14 protein-coding genes are annotated in these 16,186 nt (G+C 62.6%); 8 read left to right on the plus strand and 6 right to left on the minus strand.

All coding sequences use genetic code 11. The annotated features are described in order from the left end of the window. Positions 1-223: 223 nt before the first annotated feature. The 6 genes from lexA to RGM2987_RS03250 all read left to right on the plus strand — a co-directional run bounded on the left by lexA (position 224) and on the right by RGM2987_RS03250 (position 8,697). Positions 224-841: a transcriptional repressor LexA gene (gene lexA / locus RGM2987_RS03225; RefSeq protein ID WP_245138676.1), complete on the plus strand. Its 618-nt coding sequence runs from the start codon at positions 224-226 to the stop codon at positions 839-841. Continuing rightward, positions 841-1,473 carry a translesion DNA synthesis-associated protein ImuA gene (imuA, locus tag RGM2987_RS03230; RefSeq protein ID WP_245138677.1) on the plus strand — a complete coding sequence of 211 codons (633 nt, stop codon included), beginning with the start codon at positions 841-843 and terminating at the stop codon, positions 1,471-1,473. The genes lexA and imuA overlap by 1 nt, the downstream gene beginning before the upstream one ends. 7 nt (positions 1,474-1,480) lie before the next feature. After that, positions 1,481-2,902 (plus strand): DNA polymerase Y family protein, encoded by a 1,422-nt coding sequence (locus RGM2987_RS03235; RefSeq protein ID WP_245138678.1) that lies wholly within the window; start codon positions 1,481-1,483, stop codon positions 2,900-2,902. Continuing rightward, positions 2,899-5,976: an error-prone DNA polymerase gene (locus RGM2987_RS03240; protein WP_245138679.1), complete on the plus strand. Its 3,078-nt coding sequence runs from the start codon at positions 2,899-2,901 to the stop codon at positions 5,974-5,976. Before RGM2987_RS03235 ends, RGM2987_RS03240 begins: the two co-directional genes overlap by 4 nt. 229 nt (positions 5,977-6,205) lie before the next feature. Beyond that, the gene (locus RGM2987_RS03245) at positions 6,206-8,317 is read left to right on the plus strand and encodes a PAS domain-containing hybrid sensor histidine kinase/response regulator (RefSeq protein WP_245138680.1); all 2,112 of its coding nucleotides are present in this window, start codon (positions 6,206-6,208) and stop codon (positions 8,315-8,317) included. Positions 8,318-8,415: 98 nt separating this feature from the next. After that, positions 8,416-8,697 carry a hypothetical protein gene (locus RGM2987_RS03250; RefSeq protein ID WP_245138681.1) on the plus strand — a complete coding sequence of 94 codons (282 nt, stop codon included), beginning with the start codon at positions 8,416-8,418 and terminating at the stop codon, positions 8,695-8,697. 56 nt (positions 8,698-8,753) lie between these two features. On the opposite strand, the gene RGM2987_RS03255 is transcribed toward RGM2987_RS03250, so the two are convergent. Further along, positions 8,754-9,275, minus strand: coding sequence for a DUF4142 domain-containing protein (locus RGM2987_RS03255; RefSeq protein ID WP_245138682.1), 522 nt, complete (start codon positions 9,273-9,275; stop codon positions 8,754-8,756). Positions 9,276-9,506: 231 nt separating this feature from the next. On the opposite strand from RGM2987_RS03255, the gene RGM2987_RS03260 reads away from it, so the two are divergent. Then, positions 9,507-9,740, plus strand: a complete 234-nt coding sequence (locus RGM2987_RS03260; RefSeq protein WP_245138683.1) for a DUF465 domain-containing protein — start codon at positions 9,507-9,509, stop codon at positions 9,738-9,740. A gap of 96 nt (positions 9,741-9,836) precedes the next feature. On the opposite strand, the gene RGM2987_RS03265 is transcribed toward RGM2987_RS03260, so the two are convergent. From RGM2987_RS03265 to RGM2987_RS03275, 3 genes are all read right to left on the minus strand, one after another. After that, entirely contained in the window at positions 9,837-10,700 is an 864-nt protein-coding gene (locus tag RGM2987_RS03265; protein WP_245138684.1) for a LysR family transcriptional regulator, read from the minus strand. Positions 10,701-11,009: 309 nt separating this feature from the next. Next, a complete protein-coding gene (locus tag RGM2987_RS03270; protein WP_245138685.1) occupies positions 11,010-11,324 on the minus strand; it encodes an SCP2 sterol-binding domain-containing protein in 315 nt (104 codons plus the stop codon). 53 nt (positions 11,325-11,377) lie between these two features. Beyond that, positions 11,378-12,088 carry a histidine phosphatase family protein gene (locus tag RGM2987_RS03275; RefSeq protein WP_245138686.1) on the minus strand — a complete coding sequence of 237 codons (711 nt, stop codon included), beginning with the start codon at positions 12,086-12,088 and terminating at the stop codon, positions 11,378-11,380. A gap of 226 nt (positions 12,089-12,314) precedes the next feature. Between RGM2987_RS03275 and sohB the strand changes: the two genes are divergently transcribed. Next, positions 12,315-13,346, plus strand: coding sequence for a protease SohB (sohB, locus tag RGM2987_RS03280; RefSeq protein ID WP_245138687.1), 1,032 nt, complete (start codon positions 12,315-12,317; stop codon positions 13,344-13,346). Positions 13,347-13,549: 203 nt separating this feature from the next. Here sohB and RGM2987_RS03285 read toward each other — a convergent pair whose 3' ends face one another. Together RGM2987_RS03285 and RGM2987_RS03290 are read right to left on the minus strand one after the other, a co-directional pair. After that, on the minus strand, positions 13,550-14,044 hold the full coding sequence (locus RGM2987_RS03285) for a DUF934 domain-containing protein (RefSeq protein WP_245138688.1): 495 nt from the start codon (positions 14,042-14,044) through the stop codon (positions 13,550-13,552). After that, the gene (locus RGM2987_RS03290; RefSeq protein WP_245138689.1) at positions 14,028-15,686 is read right to left on the minus strand and encodes a nitrite/sulfite reductase; all 1,659 of its coding nucleotides are present in this window, start codon (positions 15,684-15,686) and stop codon (positions 14,028-14,030) included. Before RGM2987_RS03290 ends, RGM2987_RS03285 begins: the two co-directional genes overlap by 17 nt. Positions 15,687-16,186: the final 500 nt, after the last annotated feature.

Consider the following 16,186-nt stretch of genomic DNA (forward strand, 5'->3'; position numbering starts at 1 on the left):
TCTCCAGGCAAACCGCAGGGCCCGGCTCTGCGACTGCTGCGCAGCCGAGCGGGAGCAAGCTCCCTCGCCACGTTGGTTTTGTGTGGAGTTCGAAATTAGATATCTGCCCCCAGCCCCCTGTGGAAGCGAGCCTGCTCCGGGCGGCGATCCGACGATGGCAGTCCCCCAAGCAACCTGTGAACTGACTGGCGGTGCTTGTCAGAAAAAACCGACAGGAGTACAAATGTACTCCATGAAAACCCTGACCCCCCGCCGTGCCGCCATCCTGACTTTCATCCGCGAACGCATCGCTGATCAGGGCCAGCCTCCCAGCCTCGCTGAAATCAGCGAGGCGTTTGGTTTTGCCTCTCGCAGTGTGGCGCGCAAGCATGTGCTGGCGCTGACCGAAGCCGGTTTCATTGAAGTCAATCCGCATCAGGCCCGGGGTATCCGGTTGCTGAACCAGCCGCCGCGCCCCGAGTTGCTGGATGTGCCGGTGCTGGGGCGGGTGGCTGCCGGGTTGCCGATCGGTGCCGACGCCGAGGTTCATGACCGGTTGATGCTGGACCCGGCGATTTTCACCAAGGCGCCGGATTATCTGCTGCGGGTCCAGGGCGATTCGATGATTGAAGACGGCATTCTCGACGGCGACCTGGTGGGTGTACAACGCACCCCCCAGGCTTCCAATGGGCAGATCGTCGTGGCGCGCCTGGACGGTGAGGTCACCATCAAGCGCTTCGAACGCGTGGGCGAGCGGGTGCGTTTGTTGCCGCGCAACCCGGCCTATCAGCCGATCGTTGTCGAAGCCGACCAGGACCTGGCGATAGAAGGGGTGTTCTGCGGTTTGGTGAGGCCAGGCTGATGGGCGCTGTCGTTGCGCTGGATACGCTGTTCAATGGCGGCCAGGTCTGGAAGGGCCGGCCTGCGCCCCCGGCTGCCAGCCCGCAACCCACCGGCCATGCCGGGCTGGACGCGGCGTTGCCCAGTGGTGGTTGGCCGGAGGCGGCGTTGACCGAAATCCTCATCGCCACCCCGGGCGTGGGCGAGTTGCAATTGGTATGGCCGGCCCTGGCGCGGTTGTCGGCAGCGGGGGAGCGGATCGTGCTGGTGGCGCCACCGTTCGTGCCCTATCCCCAGGCCTGGCAGAACGCCGGGGTCGATCTGCGCCAGTTGTCGGTGATCCAGGCCGATGAACGCGATGCCCTGTGGGCCGCCGAGCAATGCCTGCGTTCGGGCAGTTGTGGCGCGGTCCTGTGCTGGCCGCGCCAGGCGGACGACCGGGCCCTGCGTCGCCTGCAAGTGGCGGCGGAAACCGGCCAGACCCTGGCCTTCGCCTGGCGCCCGATCCAGGAAGCCATCAACCCGTCGCCAGCGGCGCTGCGCATTGCCATCGATGCCCGGCCCGCGCAATTACGCGTGCTCAAGTCGCGGGGCGGGCTGGCCCGTTCGGCGCCGATTGCCTTTGCCACACCTGCCTCACGAACCGAGCATTGAGGTTGCGATGCGCTGGGTGTGCATTCTGTTCCCGCAATTGGCGCTGGACGCCGCGCTGCGTCAGCGCCCGGATCCCAGCGAACCCCTGGCCCTGTTGACCGGCCCGGCCCAGCGCCGGGTGTTGCAAGCGGTGAATGCGCCGGCCCGCGCCCTGGGTTTGCGTCCCGGCCAGAGCATGACCGCGGCCCAGGCCTTGAGCAAAAGCTTCGCCACCGCTGAATACGACGCCGCGCAGATCGAGCACTGGCAACAGTTCCTGGCGGCCTGGGCCTACCGTTTCAGTTCCCAGGTCAGCGTGCATTACCCGCGCACGGTGCTGTTCGAGATCGAGTCGAGCCTGGGCTTGTTCGGGCCCTGGCCAGTGTTCGAGGCGCGGCTACGGGCAGAACTGACCGAACTGGGCTTTCGTCATCGGATCGTTGCGGCCCCGAACCCGGTGGCGGCACGGGTGTTGGCCAATGCCTACGATGGCCTGGTGGTGCCTGATCCCGAAACCTTGCAGCAGTGCCTGGGGCAAATGCCAGTGGAGCGCATCGGCCTCGAACCCGAGGTGGCCACGGCTTTGTCGCGCATGGGCCTGCGTCGCCTGAGCCAGGTCCAGGCCTTGCCCCGCCACACCCTGGCGCGGCGCTTCGAGGCCCAGGTGCTCAAGCACCTCGATACGTTGACCGGCAGCCGCACCCTGGCGCTGTCGTTCTACCTGCCGCCGGACCGTTTCGACGTGCGCATCGAACTCAACTACGACGTCCAGTCCCACCAGGCGCTGCTGTTTCCGTTGCGCCGGCTGACCGGTGACCTGTCGACCTTCCTGTGCGGTCGCGACAGCGGCGTGCAGCGTTTTGACCTGCGCCTGGAACACGCCGGCTTGCCAGACACGGTGATCAAGGTCGGCCTGCTCAGCGCCGAGCGCGAATCTTCGATGCTCTTCGAACTGGCCCGTGGTCGGTTGGAGCAGGTGCAGGTCGAGGCCCCGGTGCGCGGCTTTCGCTTGTGCGCCGAAGACCTGCCGAGTTTCGTGCCCCAGCGTCTGGAACTGTTCGATGATCGACCCCAGCAGACCTTGCCCTGGGAACAATTGCGCGAACGGCTGCGGGCGCGGCTGGGGGATGACGCGGTGCAGGCCCTGGGCTTTCGCGACGACCATCGGCCGGAGTGCGCCTGGCAGATGACCGCCCAGCCCCGGGTCCAGGCCTGCCCGCTGCGCGATGGGGTGCAGCGTCCCGGTTGGCTGCTGATTGAGCCCCAGGCGTTGCCCGAAGGTCAGGCGCAGATCCTCATGGGCCCGGAGCGCATCGAGACCGGCTGGTGGGACGGCGCCGACGTGCGCCGCGATTACTACCTGGTCGAAACCCGCGCCGGGCAACGCGGCTGGGCCTATCGACCGATGGGTGAGGGCGGACCGTTGTGGCTGCAAGGCTGGTTCGCATGAGCATTGGATACGCCGAACTGCATTGCCTCTCCAACTTCAGTTTCCAGCGCGGCGCCTCCAGTGCGCTGGAGCTGTGCCGGCGTGCCAAACAAGAAGATTATCGGGCCCTGGCGATCACCGATGAATGCACCCTGGCCGGGATCGTCCGGGCTTGGCAGGCGGCCAAGGAGCTGGAGCTGCAGCTGATCGTCGGCAGCGAGATTCAAGTCGAAAATGGCCCGAAACTGGTGCTGCTGGTGGAAAACCTCGAAGGCTACCAAGCCCTGTGCCGGCTGATCACCCGTGCTCGACGGCGCAGCGAGAAGGGCCGCTATCGCATCGTGCGCGAGGATTTCGACGAGGCCTTGCCGGGCCTGCTGGTGCTTTGGATAACCGACGGGCAGGACGCCGACGAACAAGGCCATTGGTTGCAATCGATCTTTGCCGGGCGGCTGTGGCTCGCGGTTCAGTTGCACTGTGGTCAGGATGACCGGCGGCGATTGGCGGACTTGCTGGCGCTGGCGGCACGCCTGAATCTTCCTACCGTCGCCAGTGGCGATGTGCACATGCACGTGCGTGGCCGTCGCGCCTTGCAGGACACCATGACTGCGATCCGGCATCACGTCACCGTGGCCGAGGCCGGCCAGCGCCTGCATCCCAATGGCGAGCGGCACTTGCGCAGCCGCAAGGATCTGGCCGATCTCTACCCGCAGTCCTTGCTCGACGAAACCCTGGTCATCGCCCGACGCTGCACCTTCAACCTCGATCAACTGCGCTATGAATACCCCCGCGAACTGGTGCCAGAAGGGCATGATCCGGCGTCCTGGTTACGCGAGTTGACCGAACGCGGCATGCGCCAGCGTTGGAAGAAGGGTGTCGCAGACAAGATCCGCAAGCAGATCGACAATGAGTTGGCGCTGATCGCCGAGCTCAACTACGACAGCTATTTCCTTACCGTGCAGGACATCGTCAGCTTCGCCCGCCAGCGCAACATTCTCTGCCAGGGACGGGGTTCGGCGGCCAACTCGGCGGTGTGTTATGCCCTGGGCATCACGGAAATCGACCCGAGTCAGACCAACCTGTTGTTCGAGCGATTCCTGTCCCGGGAGCGTAACGAGCCACCGGACATCGACGTGGATTTCGAACACGAGCGCCGGGAAGAAGTGCTGCAGTACGTCTTCCAGCGTTACGGGCGTCATCGTGCGGCGTTGACGGCGGTGGTCAGCAGTTACCACGGCGCCGGGGCCGTGCGGGACGTCGCCAAGGCCCTGGGCCTGCCGCCGGATCAGGTCAATGCCCTGGCCGATTGTTGTGGTCGTTGGAGCGATGAAGCGCCGCCCCTGGATCGCCTGCGTGAAGGCGGTTTCGACCCGGAAAGCCCGATATTGCGCCGAGTGCTGAGCCTGACCCAACAGCTGATCGGCTTTCCCCGGCACCTGTCCCAGCACCCCGGCGGCTTCGTGATTTCCCAGCAACCCCTGGACACCCTGGTGCCGGTGGAAAACGCTGCCATGGCCGAACGCACCATCATCCAGTGGGACAAGGACGACCTGGACGCGGTCGGGTTGCTCAAGGTGGATATCCTGGCGTTGGGCATGCTCAGTGCGATCCGGCGGTGTTTCGACCTGATCGAACGCTATCGGGGTGAGCGCTACGCCTTGTCGACGTTGCCCAAGGATGACCCGGCTACCTACGAAATGATCTCTCGGGCCGACACCATCGGCGTGTTCCAGATCGAGTCACGGGCGCAGATGGCGATGTTGCCCCGGCTCAAGCCCAGGGAGTATTACGACCTGGTGATCGAGGTCGCCATCGTGCGGCCCGGACCGATCCAGGGCGGGATGGTGCATCCGTACCTTAAGCGGCGAAATGGCGAGGAGGCCGTCGTCTACCCTTCGCCAGCATTGAAAGAGGTACTTGAGCGCACCTTGGGTATCCCGTTATTCCAAGAGCAGGTGATGCAGATTGCTATCGTTGCCGCCGACTACACCCCCGGCGAAGCTGACCAGTTGCGACGGTCCATGGCGGCCTGGAAACGTCATGGCGGGCTGGAGCCACATCGCGAGCGCCTGGCCGAACGAATGCATAAAAACGGCTACACCCCTGAATATGCCGCGCAGCTCTTCGAGCAGATCAAGGGCTTTGGCAATTACGGTTTCCCCGAGTCCCATGCCGCCAGTTTCGCCCTGTTGACCTACGTCAGCAGCTGGCTCAAATGCCATGAACCGGCGGCGTTCGCCTGTGCGTTGATCAACAGCTGGCCGATGGGTTTCTACAGCCCGGACCAGATCCTCCAGGATGCCCGCCGGCATCGCTTGCAGATTCACCCGGTGGATGTGCGCGCCAGCGACTGGGATTGCAGCCTCGAACCCATGGAAGGCCGGCAACCGGCGATTCGCATGGGGCTGCGCTTGATCAAGGGGTTTCGTGAAGAGGATGCCCGCCGCATCGAAGCAGCCCGTCGGCAGCGGGCTTTCAGCGATGTGGCCGATCTGGGCGAGCGCGCCCGGCTCGACGCCCGGGCCCAGGCACAACTGGCCGACGCCGGTGCCTTGCAGGGCTTGGCCGGTGATCGCCATCGCGCTCGCTGGGAAGTGGCCGGTGTGCAAAAACAACTGGGCTTGTTCGCCGATTTACCCCGCCAGGAAGAACCACCGGTTGCCTTGCCCAAACCCACGGTGGGGGAAAACCTGTTTGCCGATTACGCCACGCTTGGCACGACGTTGGGCCCGCATCCGCTGGCGTTGCTGCGCCCCGAACTGCGCGCCCGGCGCTGTCGCAGTTCCCGGGAATTGCAGACGGTGGAGCATGGCCGCAATGTCAGCGTCGCCGGGCTGGTCACGGGTCGCCAACGCCCCGGCACGGCCAGCGGCGTGACCTTTGTCACCCTGGAAGATGAATTCGGCAACCTCAACGTGGTGGTCTGGCGCGACCTGGCCGAGCGCCAGCGCAAAGTGCTGGTGGGTTCGCAATTGCTCAAGGTCGACGGGCGCTGGGAAAGCGTCGGCGAGGTGCGCCATTTGATCGCCGGACGCTTGAGTGATCTCACTGAGTTGCTGGCAGGCATTGAAGTGCACAGCCGGGATTTTCGCTAGGGCTGTCACCTTTCCCCTGTGGCGAGGGAGCTTGCTCCCGTTGGACTGCGAAGCAGGCCCCAGGATTTTACGGTTGCTACGCAACCGAGCGGGAGCAAGCTCCCTCGCCACAGGATCCGCCTGGACCAATCAGCATGAAACCAAACGCCAACCCCACGCTCGAAGCTCTGATCGCCTATGACTTTTGCATACCGATCCCCGCAGGCAGTTTGAGGCTCAGAGTCGACCTATGCAGTTTCTATCTCAGCATCACGGGTGCTCCGGTTGGGGCGGTGAGATGGCCCGGCGTATCCGGGCGTACGACTGGAGCCTGACCGAACTTGGCCCTATCGAACAGTGGTCCGCCAGCTTGCGCAGTGCGGTCCAGATGTTGCTGGCTTCGCCCTTGCCGATGGTGATGCTATGGGGCCGCCAGGGCTTCATGATCTACAACGATGCCTATGCCGAATTCGCCGGTGGTCGCCATCCGTATCTGCTGGGCTGTGCGGTGGAGCTGGGCTGGCCGGAAGTCGCGGACTTCAATCGTCACGTACTGGACGTCTGCCTGGCCGGTGGCACCTTGTCCTACCGCAGCAAGGAGCTGGTGCTGCTGCGCGACGGCAAGCCCGAAGACGTGTGGATGGACCTCTATTACAGCCCTGTTCCGGACGATGACCAGGCGCCGGCCGGGGTGCTGGCGATTGTCGTGGAAACCACCGAGCGCGTGTTGAGCGAGCGGGCCCGGCAGGAAGCGGAGCAGCGTTACCGCGCCGTCAATGAGCGTATTCAATTGGCACTGTCGGCCGGGCCATTGCTCGGCTCATTTGTCTGGGATATTCCCAATGACGCGTTGTCGGGCGATGAACGTTTCGCCCGTACCTTCAATTACCCGGCGGACTGTTCCCTGGACGCACTGCCCATCGAGAACGCCCGCCAGAGCATCCACCCGGACGACCTTGAAGAAGTGAACCAACGGGTCGAGCTGACGTTGCGCACGGGCATACCCTACACCTCGGAATACCGCATACGTCGCCCGGACGGTGATTACCTGTGGGTGCTGGCCAGCGGCCGATGTGAATTTGATGCACTGGGCCAGCCCTTGCGTTTCCCGGGTGTGCTGATTGATATCAATGAGCGCAAGACGGCTGAAGCGTCACTGCTCAAGTTCACGCGCAACCTGGAGCAGCGTGTCGCCGACGAGGTACGGGCGCGGTTGACAGCCGAAGAGCAGTTGCGTCAGGCGCAGAAGCTCGAATCCATCGGTGGACTTACCGGCGGGGTGGCCCATGACTTCAACAACCTGCTGCAAGTGATCGCCAGCAACCTGCACCTTCTGGCGCGCCACGAGCCCGACAACCGCAATGTTCAGCGAAGGGTCGGCGCCGCCATTGAGGCCGTGGAGCGGGGCGCCAAACTCTCATCGCAGTTGCTGGCGTTTGCCCGTCGCCAGCCTTTGTCGCCGGCGGTCTATAACCCCGGGCGCATCTTCGATGGCATGGTCGAATTGCTGCAGCGGGCCCTGGGCGAAACCATCCAGATCGAAGTGGCCTTGCCCACGCAACCCTGGTGCATTCACGTCGATCGCAACCAATTGGAAAATGCCCTGTTGAACCTGGCAATCAACGCCCGCGATGCCATGGGCGGCGAGGGCGTCATCCGGATGATCGGCGAGAACGTCGTGCTCGATGACGCGTCGTGTGCCGGCAAGGGCATTCCCGCGGGCGACTATGTACGCCTGTCGGTGATCGATCACGGCGCGGGCATGTCCGCCGACATCCTGAATCAGGTGTTCGAACCTTTCTTCACCACCAAGACCGACGGCCAGGGTACCGGGCTGGGGCTGAGCATGGTGTTCGGGTTCGTCAAGCAGAGCGGCGGCCATATCGAGATTTCCAGCCTGCCGGGCGAGGGCACCCAGGCGCAGATGTATTTTCCCCGCAGCCTCCAACCGGAAATCAAGGAACAAACCCCGTGCGATTCGCCCCAACCCGGCGGGCAAGAGACGATTCTGGTGGTGGAGGACAACGCCGAGGTGCGCAGTGCCTCGGTGGAATTGCTGGAGCAGTCCGGTTATCGGACCCTGACGGCCGCCAATGGCGATGAAGCCATGAAGTTATTGCTTGAAGGCGTCGCTGTGGACCTGATTTTCACCGATGTGGTCATGCCCGGGCTGATCAAGAGCTCGGACCTGGCGGCGTGGGCCAAAGTGCAGACGCCACCGGTGCCGGTGCTGTTCACCTCGGGCCACACCCGCGACATCATCTCCCGCAACCACCTGCTGAGCCCTGACACCCACCTGCTGAGCAAACCCTACGGGCCCGACGCGCTCACGCAGATGGTGCGCTCGGTGCTCAGCGGCTGAGGGCGACGCAGCAAACAAATGGAACCGAAGCCGTTGCCCTCCTTTCGAATGAACAAGGCCGGCCATTGAGTCGGCGCTGTCATGAAGAGGTGTCCGATATGAGCGACGATCCTGCAAACACTCAGCAACAAAGCCAGACGCAAACCGCGTCCCCGCGCAACGACCCGGCCATCGATCCCCAAGGCGCGACAGGCCCGTCGAGCAGCCAACCGGTCAGTCCCGCCGGGGCGAACCAGGCCCAGAGCGCTGCCAGCGAGGTCGACCAGAAGAATCACCATCAGGATAACGACAACACGTTCAGCCCCGGCTTTGAGCCTGACCCGGACCGGCCAGAATCCGACGACAGCACGGACGCCGACATCGACACCGACGGTGGCTAGGCAACGGGCGAAAAAAAGGCCGTCTTCGAGGGAAGACGGCCTTTTTTGCACCTGAGTTACTTGCTTGGGTGCGCAGCCTGGAGCTTCTTGGCCGCGTCCAGGTGGTGCTGCAAGTCCGGCAGCATTTTCTGGGCGAACGCCTTGAGTTCGGTGTTGCCGGCCTTCTTGTCGTCGGTCACCGTCTCGGCTTCTTTCTTGAACAGGGCGATGGTTTCTTCATGGGCCTTGACCTGGTTGTTGGCGTAGGCCGCATCGAAGGATTCGTCGCGCATGTCGAGGATCTTGGCCTTGGCTTTTTTCACCAGGGTGGTTTCGTCTGGCACTTCGATGTCGTGTTTTTTCGCCAGCGCCAGCAGTTCCTGGTTGGCTTTGGTGTGGTCGGCGATCATCTTGTTGGCGAACTCCTTGACGTCCGCCGAGGCGCTTTTTTCCAGCGCCATTTTGCTGGTTTCGATTTCCGCAATGCCACCGGCCGCCGCGTTGTCGACGAAGTCGTTGGAAGTCGCGGCCCAGGCCGCGCCCATGCTGGTACTCAGGGCAACTGCCAGGCCGAGCTGACGCAGGGTGAATCCGTCCATAAATAAGTCTCCAAACAGGTTGTAAGAACGATTTTTGTCGTCTCTGATCAATGGAGGGCAGCGTGCGGGCAAAGGTTTGATTGCAAAGCGATGCGGGACGACGAACGGTCACCGCTGGTCGGATGGGTGGTCGACAGAATGCGGTCGGCGAGGCCATCCTGATAATCGACGAGCGCCGCAAGCGGGAACCGCAAAGGCGTCTGCCACCGTATCAGCCAAAGGAGGTGTTCCATGCCGGTGACCCACGATTTGTGCCAGGATCTCAACTGCACAAAAGATCAAATCCAGCAAAAACGCAGCGAGGATCCACGGCTCGACTCGTTACTTCAAAAATACTCCCAGCTTGATGCCGAGGTGGTGGACGCCGAAAAGCCGGCATCCGCAGCCCTGTCCGACGACGCCCTTGAGACACTCAAGAAAAAGCGATTGCAGATCAAGGACGAGATCGTCCAGCGATTGCAATAAAACCGCCGTAATGGCTACACGGGGGCCTTTGTGGCGAGGGGATTTATCCCCGTTGGGCCGCAAAGCGGCCCCCAGTTCAACGCCTGAGGCATCCCCTCAAGTCAACGGATCCCACCGCTGCGACCAATCGCTCCCACTCCTGACGATTTCGCGCAACACCTCGAACGCCTGCTGCAACGCTGCCGAATCCCGGTCCCGGGAATACACCAGGTAGGTGGGGTAATTGAACTCCGGCGCCTTGGGCACCCGTTCCAGGATCCCGCTGTCCAGGTAGCTTTGCACGACCCGGGTGCGGAAATAGCCGCTGCCGCCGTTTTCCAGGATGTACTGCAACGCCAGGGGGCCGAGGTTGAAGGTCACGGCGGCCTTGGCCTTGTCCGGTAGTGCGGTGTCGTGCTGGCGCCGGAAATCGCTGCTCCAGTCGATGTACACATAGGGCTCGGGACGGGCGGCCAGGCGCACCAGGATGAGTTTTTCTTCCAGCAGCTGTTCCACCTGCAACCGCGGCCAGTATTCGGGCTGATAGACCACCGCCGCATCCAACAGGCCCAGCTCCAGTTGTTGCAGCAGTTTTTCGCCGTCGCGGATGTCCATGCGCAAGGCGTGGCCGGGAATCTCCTGGCGCAGCGCCCCGGCCCAGGCCAGCATCAATGGATTGCACAAGCTGACCTCGCCACCCAGGTGCAGAACGTTGCGGTAGCCTTCCGGCAACGGCAGATCCCGCCGGGCTGCTTCCCAGGTCTGCACCAGCTGATTGGCGTAGATCACGAACGCTTCACCATCGGCAGTCAATCGCGCCCCGGCACGGTTGCGCACGAACAGCGCGCAGCCGAGCTGGCTTTCGAGCTTCTGGACCCGGGCGGTAATCGCCGTCTGGGTGACATGCAGTTTTTCGGCCGCGGCGGCGAGACTGCCGTGGCGGACAATTTCCAGGAAGGTGCGGGCGAGATCGATGTCCATGTTCAGGCCGATGCGGAAGGAGCTGGCATTGTAAGAGTTGCCAGGCGGGCTCGATACCTGCAATCGGTCAGAGCGTCATCCAAGAACCCCACCGACCCCGTGGCGAGGGAGCTTGCTCCCGCTGGGACGGTCCGACGCCTCGGGCGAAGCGGCCCCATTTTTTTGCGGTCGCTGCGCAACCGAGCGGGAGCAAGCTCCCTCGCCACAGGGAGTGAGTAATCCTTGAGCAAGCGGTCCAGAAATACGAATCCCGCCACAGGGGCGGGATTCGTTGCAACCGAAAGGCTCGCGATGGACGCGGGCGCGGTCTCAGCTTGGGAACAGCTCGGACAGCTTCATCGCCAGCATCATGTCGCCTTCGGCGCGCAGCTTGCCAGCCATGAAGGCTTGCATGCCGTCAGTGCTGCCGTCGACGATGCCTTCGAGGGTTTCACCGTCCATCACCAGTGTGACCTGGGCGTCCGGGTTTTCACCTTCCTGCAGTTCGCAGGTGCTGTCCTTGACGATCAGCGAGAAATTCTTGGTGTCGTCAATACGGAAACCGAAGACCAGGTCCAGGCCGGCAGCGGCGGCTGGATTGAACTTGGCTTTCATGGCTTGTACGGCGTCGGCTACGGAGGTCATGGTGTCGATCCTTATTTGGGTTGAATACAGCAAGGGTCTGCGGTAATTCGGCCTCAGCGAAAGGTGATGAGGTCCGGGGTCTTCAACAGCTGCAGGTGGGCATGAGCGTTGAAAGAAGCCAGGGCAACCTCGCTGCCCCTGAATTTCAGGTGGTTGAGCGAGGTGTTGACGATCTGCCAGTTCAGTTCGAAGGCCTGCCGGGCCGGTATTTGGGTAATCAGGTGGAGCAGGGCGGTGATGGTTCCGCCGGAGGTGAACACGGCGATCTTCTGCGAGTTGTCGGCCAGCTCCAGGATCCGCTGCAGGCCGGCCTCGACCCGTTCGACGAACCCCAGCCAGCTTTCCAGCCCGGGCGGATCGTAGCGGCCATCGAGCCAGCGCTCGACGATCAACGCAAAGATGCGTTGGAACTCGGCACGGTTCTGCGCGGCATTGCGCAGGATGTCCAGCGCTTCGGGTTCCTGGGGGAGCATGTCCGGCAACAGGGCGCGGATGACGGCATCGGCATCGAACTCGTTGAACGCGGCGTCGATTTCCAGCTCGGGAACCGGCAGCCCGGCGGCGACCATCTGGCCCAATGCGCCGGTGGCGGTGTCCTGCTGGCGACGCAGGTCGCCCGAGAGGCAGCGATCGAACACGATACCCAGCTCTGCCAGGTGATCGCCCAGCACTTGCGCCTGGCGCACGCCGTTGGGCGAAAGGACATCGTAGTCGTCCGCACCGAAGGAGGCCTGGCCATGTCGAATCAGATAGATGCTGCCCACGTCCGCGTCGTCCCGGTACGTTGAAGGTCTGGCGAGGTTATGAGGATGGCCGTGAGCTGTCAATGAAAAAACATACGCTTGTTTGAAATGTCCGTTGGAGCCTTGTCCTGCCTCGTTCGGACTAAGGTAACCATAGGTTTCTTGGCTGGCCGCGACGCAGGCGCATGGGTATGCTGGGAGCGTTACGCGCCTGCGTTCAGTGGCGCATTGCATTTAAGGAGTCGCTGTGGAGTTTTTCATCGAGTACGCCGGGTTTCTGGCCAAGACCGTGACACTGGTGATCGCCATCCTGGTGGTGCTGGCCAGTTTTGCTGCGCTGCGCAGCAAGGGCCGGCGCAAATCGACCGGCCAGTTGCAGGTGAGCAAGCTCAACGATTTCTACAAAGGGTTGCGCGAGCGCCTGGAGCAGACGCTGCTGGACAAAGACCAGCTCAAGGCCCTGCGCAAGACCGAAGGCAAGGCTGAGAAAGCCCAGAAGAAACAGAAGGCCAAGCCGGCGCCCAAGTCGCGGGTGTTCGTGCTGGATTTCGACGGCGACATCAAGGCGTCGGCCACCGAGAGCCTGCGCCATGAAATCACCGCGCTGCTGACCCTCGCAACCCCCAAGGATGAAGTGGTACTGCGCCTTGAAAGCGGCGGCGGCATGGTCCACAGCTACGGCCTGGCCTCCTCGCAACTGGCGCGGATCCGTCAGGCCGGCGTGCCGCTGACAGTCTGCATCGACAAGGTCGCGGCCAGCGGCGGCTACATGATGGCGTGCATTGGCGAGAAGATCATCAGCGCCCCGTTCGCCATCCTGGGCTCCATCGGCGTCGTCGCCCAGTTGCCCAACGTCAACCGCCTGCTGAAGAAGCACGACATCGATTTCGAGGTGCTGACTGCCGGTGAGTACAAGCGCACGTTGACGGTGTTTGGCGAAAACACCGAGAAGGGCCGGGAGAAATTCCAGGAAGACCTGGACATCACCCATGAATTGTTCAAGAACTTTGTCTCCAACTACCGACCGCAACTGGCCATTGACGATGTGGCGACCGGTGAAGTCTGGCTGGGTGTCGCGGCGCTGGGCAAGGGCCTGGTGGATGAGCTGAAGACCAGCGACGAATACCTGGCCGAACGGGCCAAAGGCGCTGAGCTGTACCATCTGCACTATGCCGAACGAAAAAGCCTGCAGGAGCGCATCGGCGTGGCGGCCAGCGGGTCGGTGGACCGGGTGCTGCTGAGCTGGTGGAGCCGGTTGACCCAGCAGCGGTTCTGGTAATTACGCTGAAGGCTACATTCCCTAATCCCATGTGGGAGCGGGCTTGCTCGCGAAAGCAGTGTGTCAGGCGACATCCATGTTGATTGTGCTGACGTCTTCGCGAGCAAGCCCGCTCCCACATTGGTGCTAGGGGGACAGGTATCGCGCAATAAAAAAAGCCCTGACCCGGTACGCCCGGATCAGGGCTTTTTCATGCATCAGGTTCAGCGACGACGAAACAGTGGCAGCGGTTCGTCAGTGGCCGCCTGGTAGGTGACCGAGAAGTCCTTGAGGCTTTCAAGGGCTTCGTACGGATCCTTGTCGGCACGCAAGGCAAAGGCGTCGAAACCGCAGCGGCGCATGTAGAACAGCTGGTCGCGCAGTACGTCGCCAATTGCCCGCAACTCACCTTTGAAACCATAGCGGTCACGCAGCAGGCGGGCGTTGGAATAGCTGCGCCCGTCGGTGAACGCCGGGAAGTTCAGGGCAATGACCTGCAACTGGTTGGCGTCTTCACCGATTTCCTCCGCTTCCTCATCAGCGTCCAGCCACACACCCAGGCCGCCGTCGCGAACCTTGAGTGCGCGAGCGTGATCACGCCACAGGGCCAGGGGGACGATCAGGTCATCACAGTTGGAAATGCCATCGAGGGTCGCGTCCTTGGGCAGCAGGTGCCAGGTTTCGTCGATAACCTCGTTGTTCTTAATGATTCGCTGCATAGACGCGTTCCTTGAAGAGGTCGATGCCAATACGTTGGTAAGTGTCGATGAAGCGCTCGTCTTCGGTACGTTGTTCAACGTACACGTCGATCAGCTTCTCGATCACGTCAGCCATGTCGTCCTGGGCAAACGAGGGGCCGAGGATCTTGCCCAGGCTGGCGCCGCGGTTACCGCTGCCGCCCAGGGAGACCTGGTAGAACTCTTCGCCTTTCTTGTCCACGCCCAGGATGCCGATGTGGCCGACGTGGTGGTGGCCGCAGGCGTTCATGCAACCGGAAATGTTCAAGTCCAGCTCGCCGATGTCGAACAGGTAGTCCAGGTCGTCGAAGCGGCGCTGGATCGATTCGGCGATAGGGATCGACTTGGCGTTGGCCAGGGAGCAGAAGTCACCGCCCGGGCAGCAAATGATGTCGGTCAGCAAGCCGATGTTTGGCGTGGCGAAACCTTGCTCGCGCAACTCGCCCCACAGCGTGAACAACTGGCTCTGTTCGACGTCCGCCAGAATGATGTTCTGTTCGTGGGACGTGCGCAGGTGGCCGAAGCTGTAGCGGTCGGCCAGGTCGGCCACTGCGTCCAGCTGCTTGTCGGTGATGTCGCCCGGCGCTACGCCGGTGGGTTTCAGCGACAGGGTCACCGCGACATAGCCGGGCTTCTTGTGCGCCAGGGTATTGCGGGTGCGCCAGCGGGCGAAGCCTGGGTGCTCCTGGTCGAGCGCAGCCAGCTCGGCGTCCTGATTGCTCAGCGCCTTGTATTGCGGATCGACGAAGTGCTTGGCGACGCGGTGGACTTCGGCTTCCGTCAGGGTGGTCTGGCCGCCGCGCAGGTGGGCCATTTCGGCTTCGACCTTCTCGGCGAACACTTCTGGCGTGAGGGCCTTGACCAGGATCTTGATCCGCGCCTTGTACTTGTTGTCGCGACGGCCGTAGCGGTTGTACACCCGCAAGATGGCGTCGAGGTAGCTCAGCAGGTCCTGCCACGGCAGGAACTCATTGATGAATGCGCCGACCACCGGGGTACGCCCCAGGCCGCCGCCCACCAGCACACGGAAACCCAGCTCGCCGGCGGCGTTGTAGACCGCCTCCAGACCAATGTCGTGGACTTCGATGGCCGCACGGTCCGAGCTCGAGCCATTGATGGCGATCTTGAACTTGCGCGGCAGGTAGGCGAATTCCGGGTGGAAGGTGGTCCACTGGCGCACGATCTCGCACCACGGGCGCGGGTCGATCAGCTCATCGGCCGCGACGCCGGCAAACTGGTCGGTGGTGACGTTGCGCAGGCAGTTGCCGCTGGTCTGGATCGCGTGCATCTGCACGGTCGCCAGTTCAGCCAGGATATCGGGCACATCTTCCAGGGCCGGCCAGTTGTACTGGACGTTCTGGCGGGTACTGATGTGGGCGTAGCCCTTGTCATAGTCACGGGCAATCTGGGCCAGCTTGCGCACCTGGCGCGAGTTCAACTGGCCATAAGGCACGGCGACCCGCAGCATCGGGGCGAAGCGCTGGATGTAGAGGCCATTCTGCAAGCGCAGCGGGCGGAATTCTTCTTCGCTCAACTCGCCTGCCAGGTAGCGTCGGGTCTGATCACGGAACTGCTTGACGCGGTCCTCGATGATCCGCTGATCGTACTCGTCATATACGTACATATAAGTCTCGGTCTCAGGCTTGGGCCGATCAGAAACAGCTGCGTATTGGCTCGCTGGAATCGGGTTCTGCCTCGGCAATTCTGCGCGCACGGCCGCGCACTCCTAAAGGAGCCGGTGCACGATACCCGTTTTGAGTTATGCGCAAAAGTGATGTTTGAGTATATGCAAAGAACCAAACGACCTAATGGGATCTATCGGCCAGGAACCCACATTTGTCGTATGGGCAATCATCGTCTTAACTGTGGTCGAGTCCCTATGCAATCACCTACAAAACCGACAAGAGGCGATGCAATGAGCAATCCGACCAAAGCAAGGAAAAGCGACAGTACCGTTGATGCCTGGGCCATCCTGTTCCTGATTATCCTGGTGGTGGGCACGGCGGTGTTCTGGGTCAGCCACCAGTAATTTCCCCGTCAAACGCAATCCCCCTGTGGGAGCGGGCTTGCTCGCGAATGCGGTGTGTCAGCCAAATTGATATTGACTGAACCACCGCATTCGCG

This window comes from Pseudomonas sp. RGM2987, assembly GCF_022952855.1.
Lineage (GTDB): Bacteria > Pseudomonadota > Gammaproteobacteria > Pseudomonadales > Pseudomonadaceae > Aquipseudomonas.

Coding starts and splice junctions, on each gene's coding strand:
- lexA (WP_245138676.1), top strand. CDS start 224: ATGTACTCCATGAAAACCCTGACCCCCCGCCGTGCCGCCATCCTGACT.
- imuA (WP_245138677.1), top strand. CDS start 841: ATGGGCGCTGTCGTTGCGCTGGATACGCTGTTCAATGGCGGCCAGGTC.
- RGM2987_RS03235 (WP_245138678.1), top strand. CDS start 1,481: ATGCGCTGGGTGTGCATTCTGTTCCCGCAATTGGCGCTGGACGCCGCG.
- RGM2987_RS03240 (WP_245138679.1), top strand. CDS start 2,899: ATGAGCATTGGATACGCCGAACTGCATTGCCTCTCCAACTTCAGTTTC.
- RGM2987_RS03245 (WP_245138680.1), top strand. CDS start 6,206: ATGCAGTTTCTATCTCAGCATCACGGGTGCTCCGGTTGGGGCGGTGAG.
- RGM2987_RS03250 (WP_245138681.1), top strand. CDS start 8,416: ATGAGCGACGATCCTGCAAACACTCAGCAACAAAGCCAGACGCAAACC.
- RGM2987_RS03255 (WP_245138682.1), bottom strand. CDS start 9,275: ATGGACGGATTCACCCTGCGTCAGCTCGGCCTGGCAGTTGCCCTGAGT.
- RGM2987_RS03260 (WP_245138683.1), top strand. CDS start 9,507: ATGCCGGTGACCCACGATTTGTGCCAGGATCTCAACTGCACAAAAGAT.
- RGM2987_RS03265 (WP_245138684.1), bottom strand. CDS start 10,700: ATGGACATCGATCTCGCCCGCACCTTCCTGGAAATTGTCCGCCACGGC.
- RGM2987_RS03270 (WP_245138685.1), bottom strand. CDS start 11,324: ATGACCTCCGTAGCCGACGCCGTACAAGCCATGAAAGCCAAGTTCAAT.
- RGM2987_RS03285 (WP_245138688.1), bottom strand. CDS start 14,044: ATGCAGCGAATCATTAAGAACAACGAGGTTATCGACGAAACCTGGCAC.
- RGM2987_RS03290 (WP_245138689.1), bottom strand. CDS start 15,686: ATGTACGTATATGACGAGTACGATCAGCGGATCATCGAGGACCGCGTC.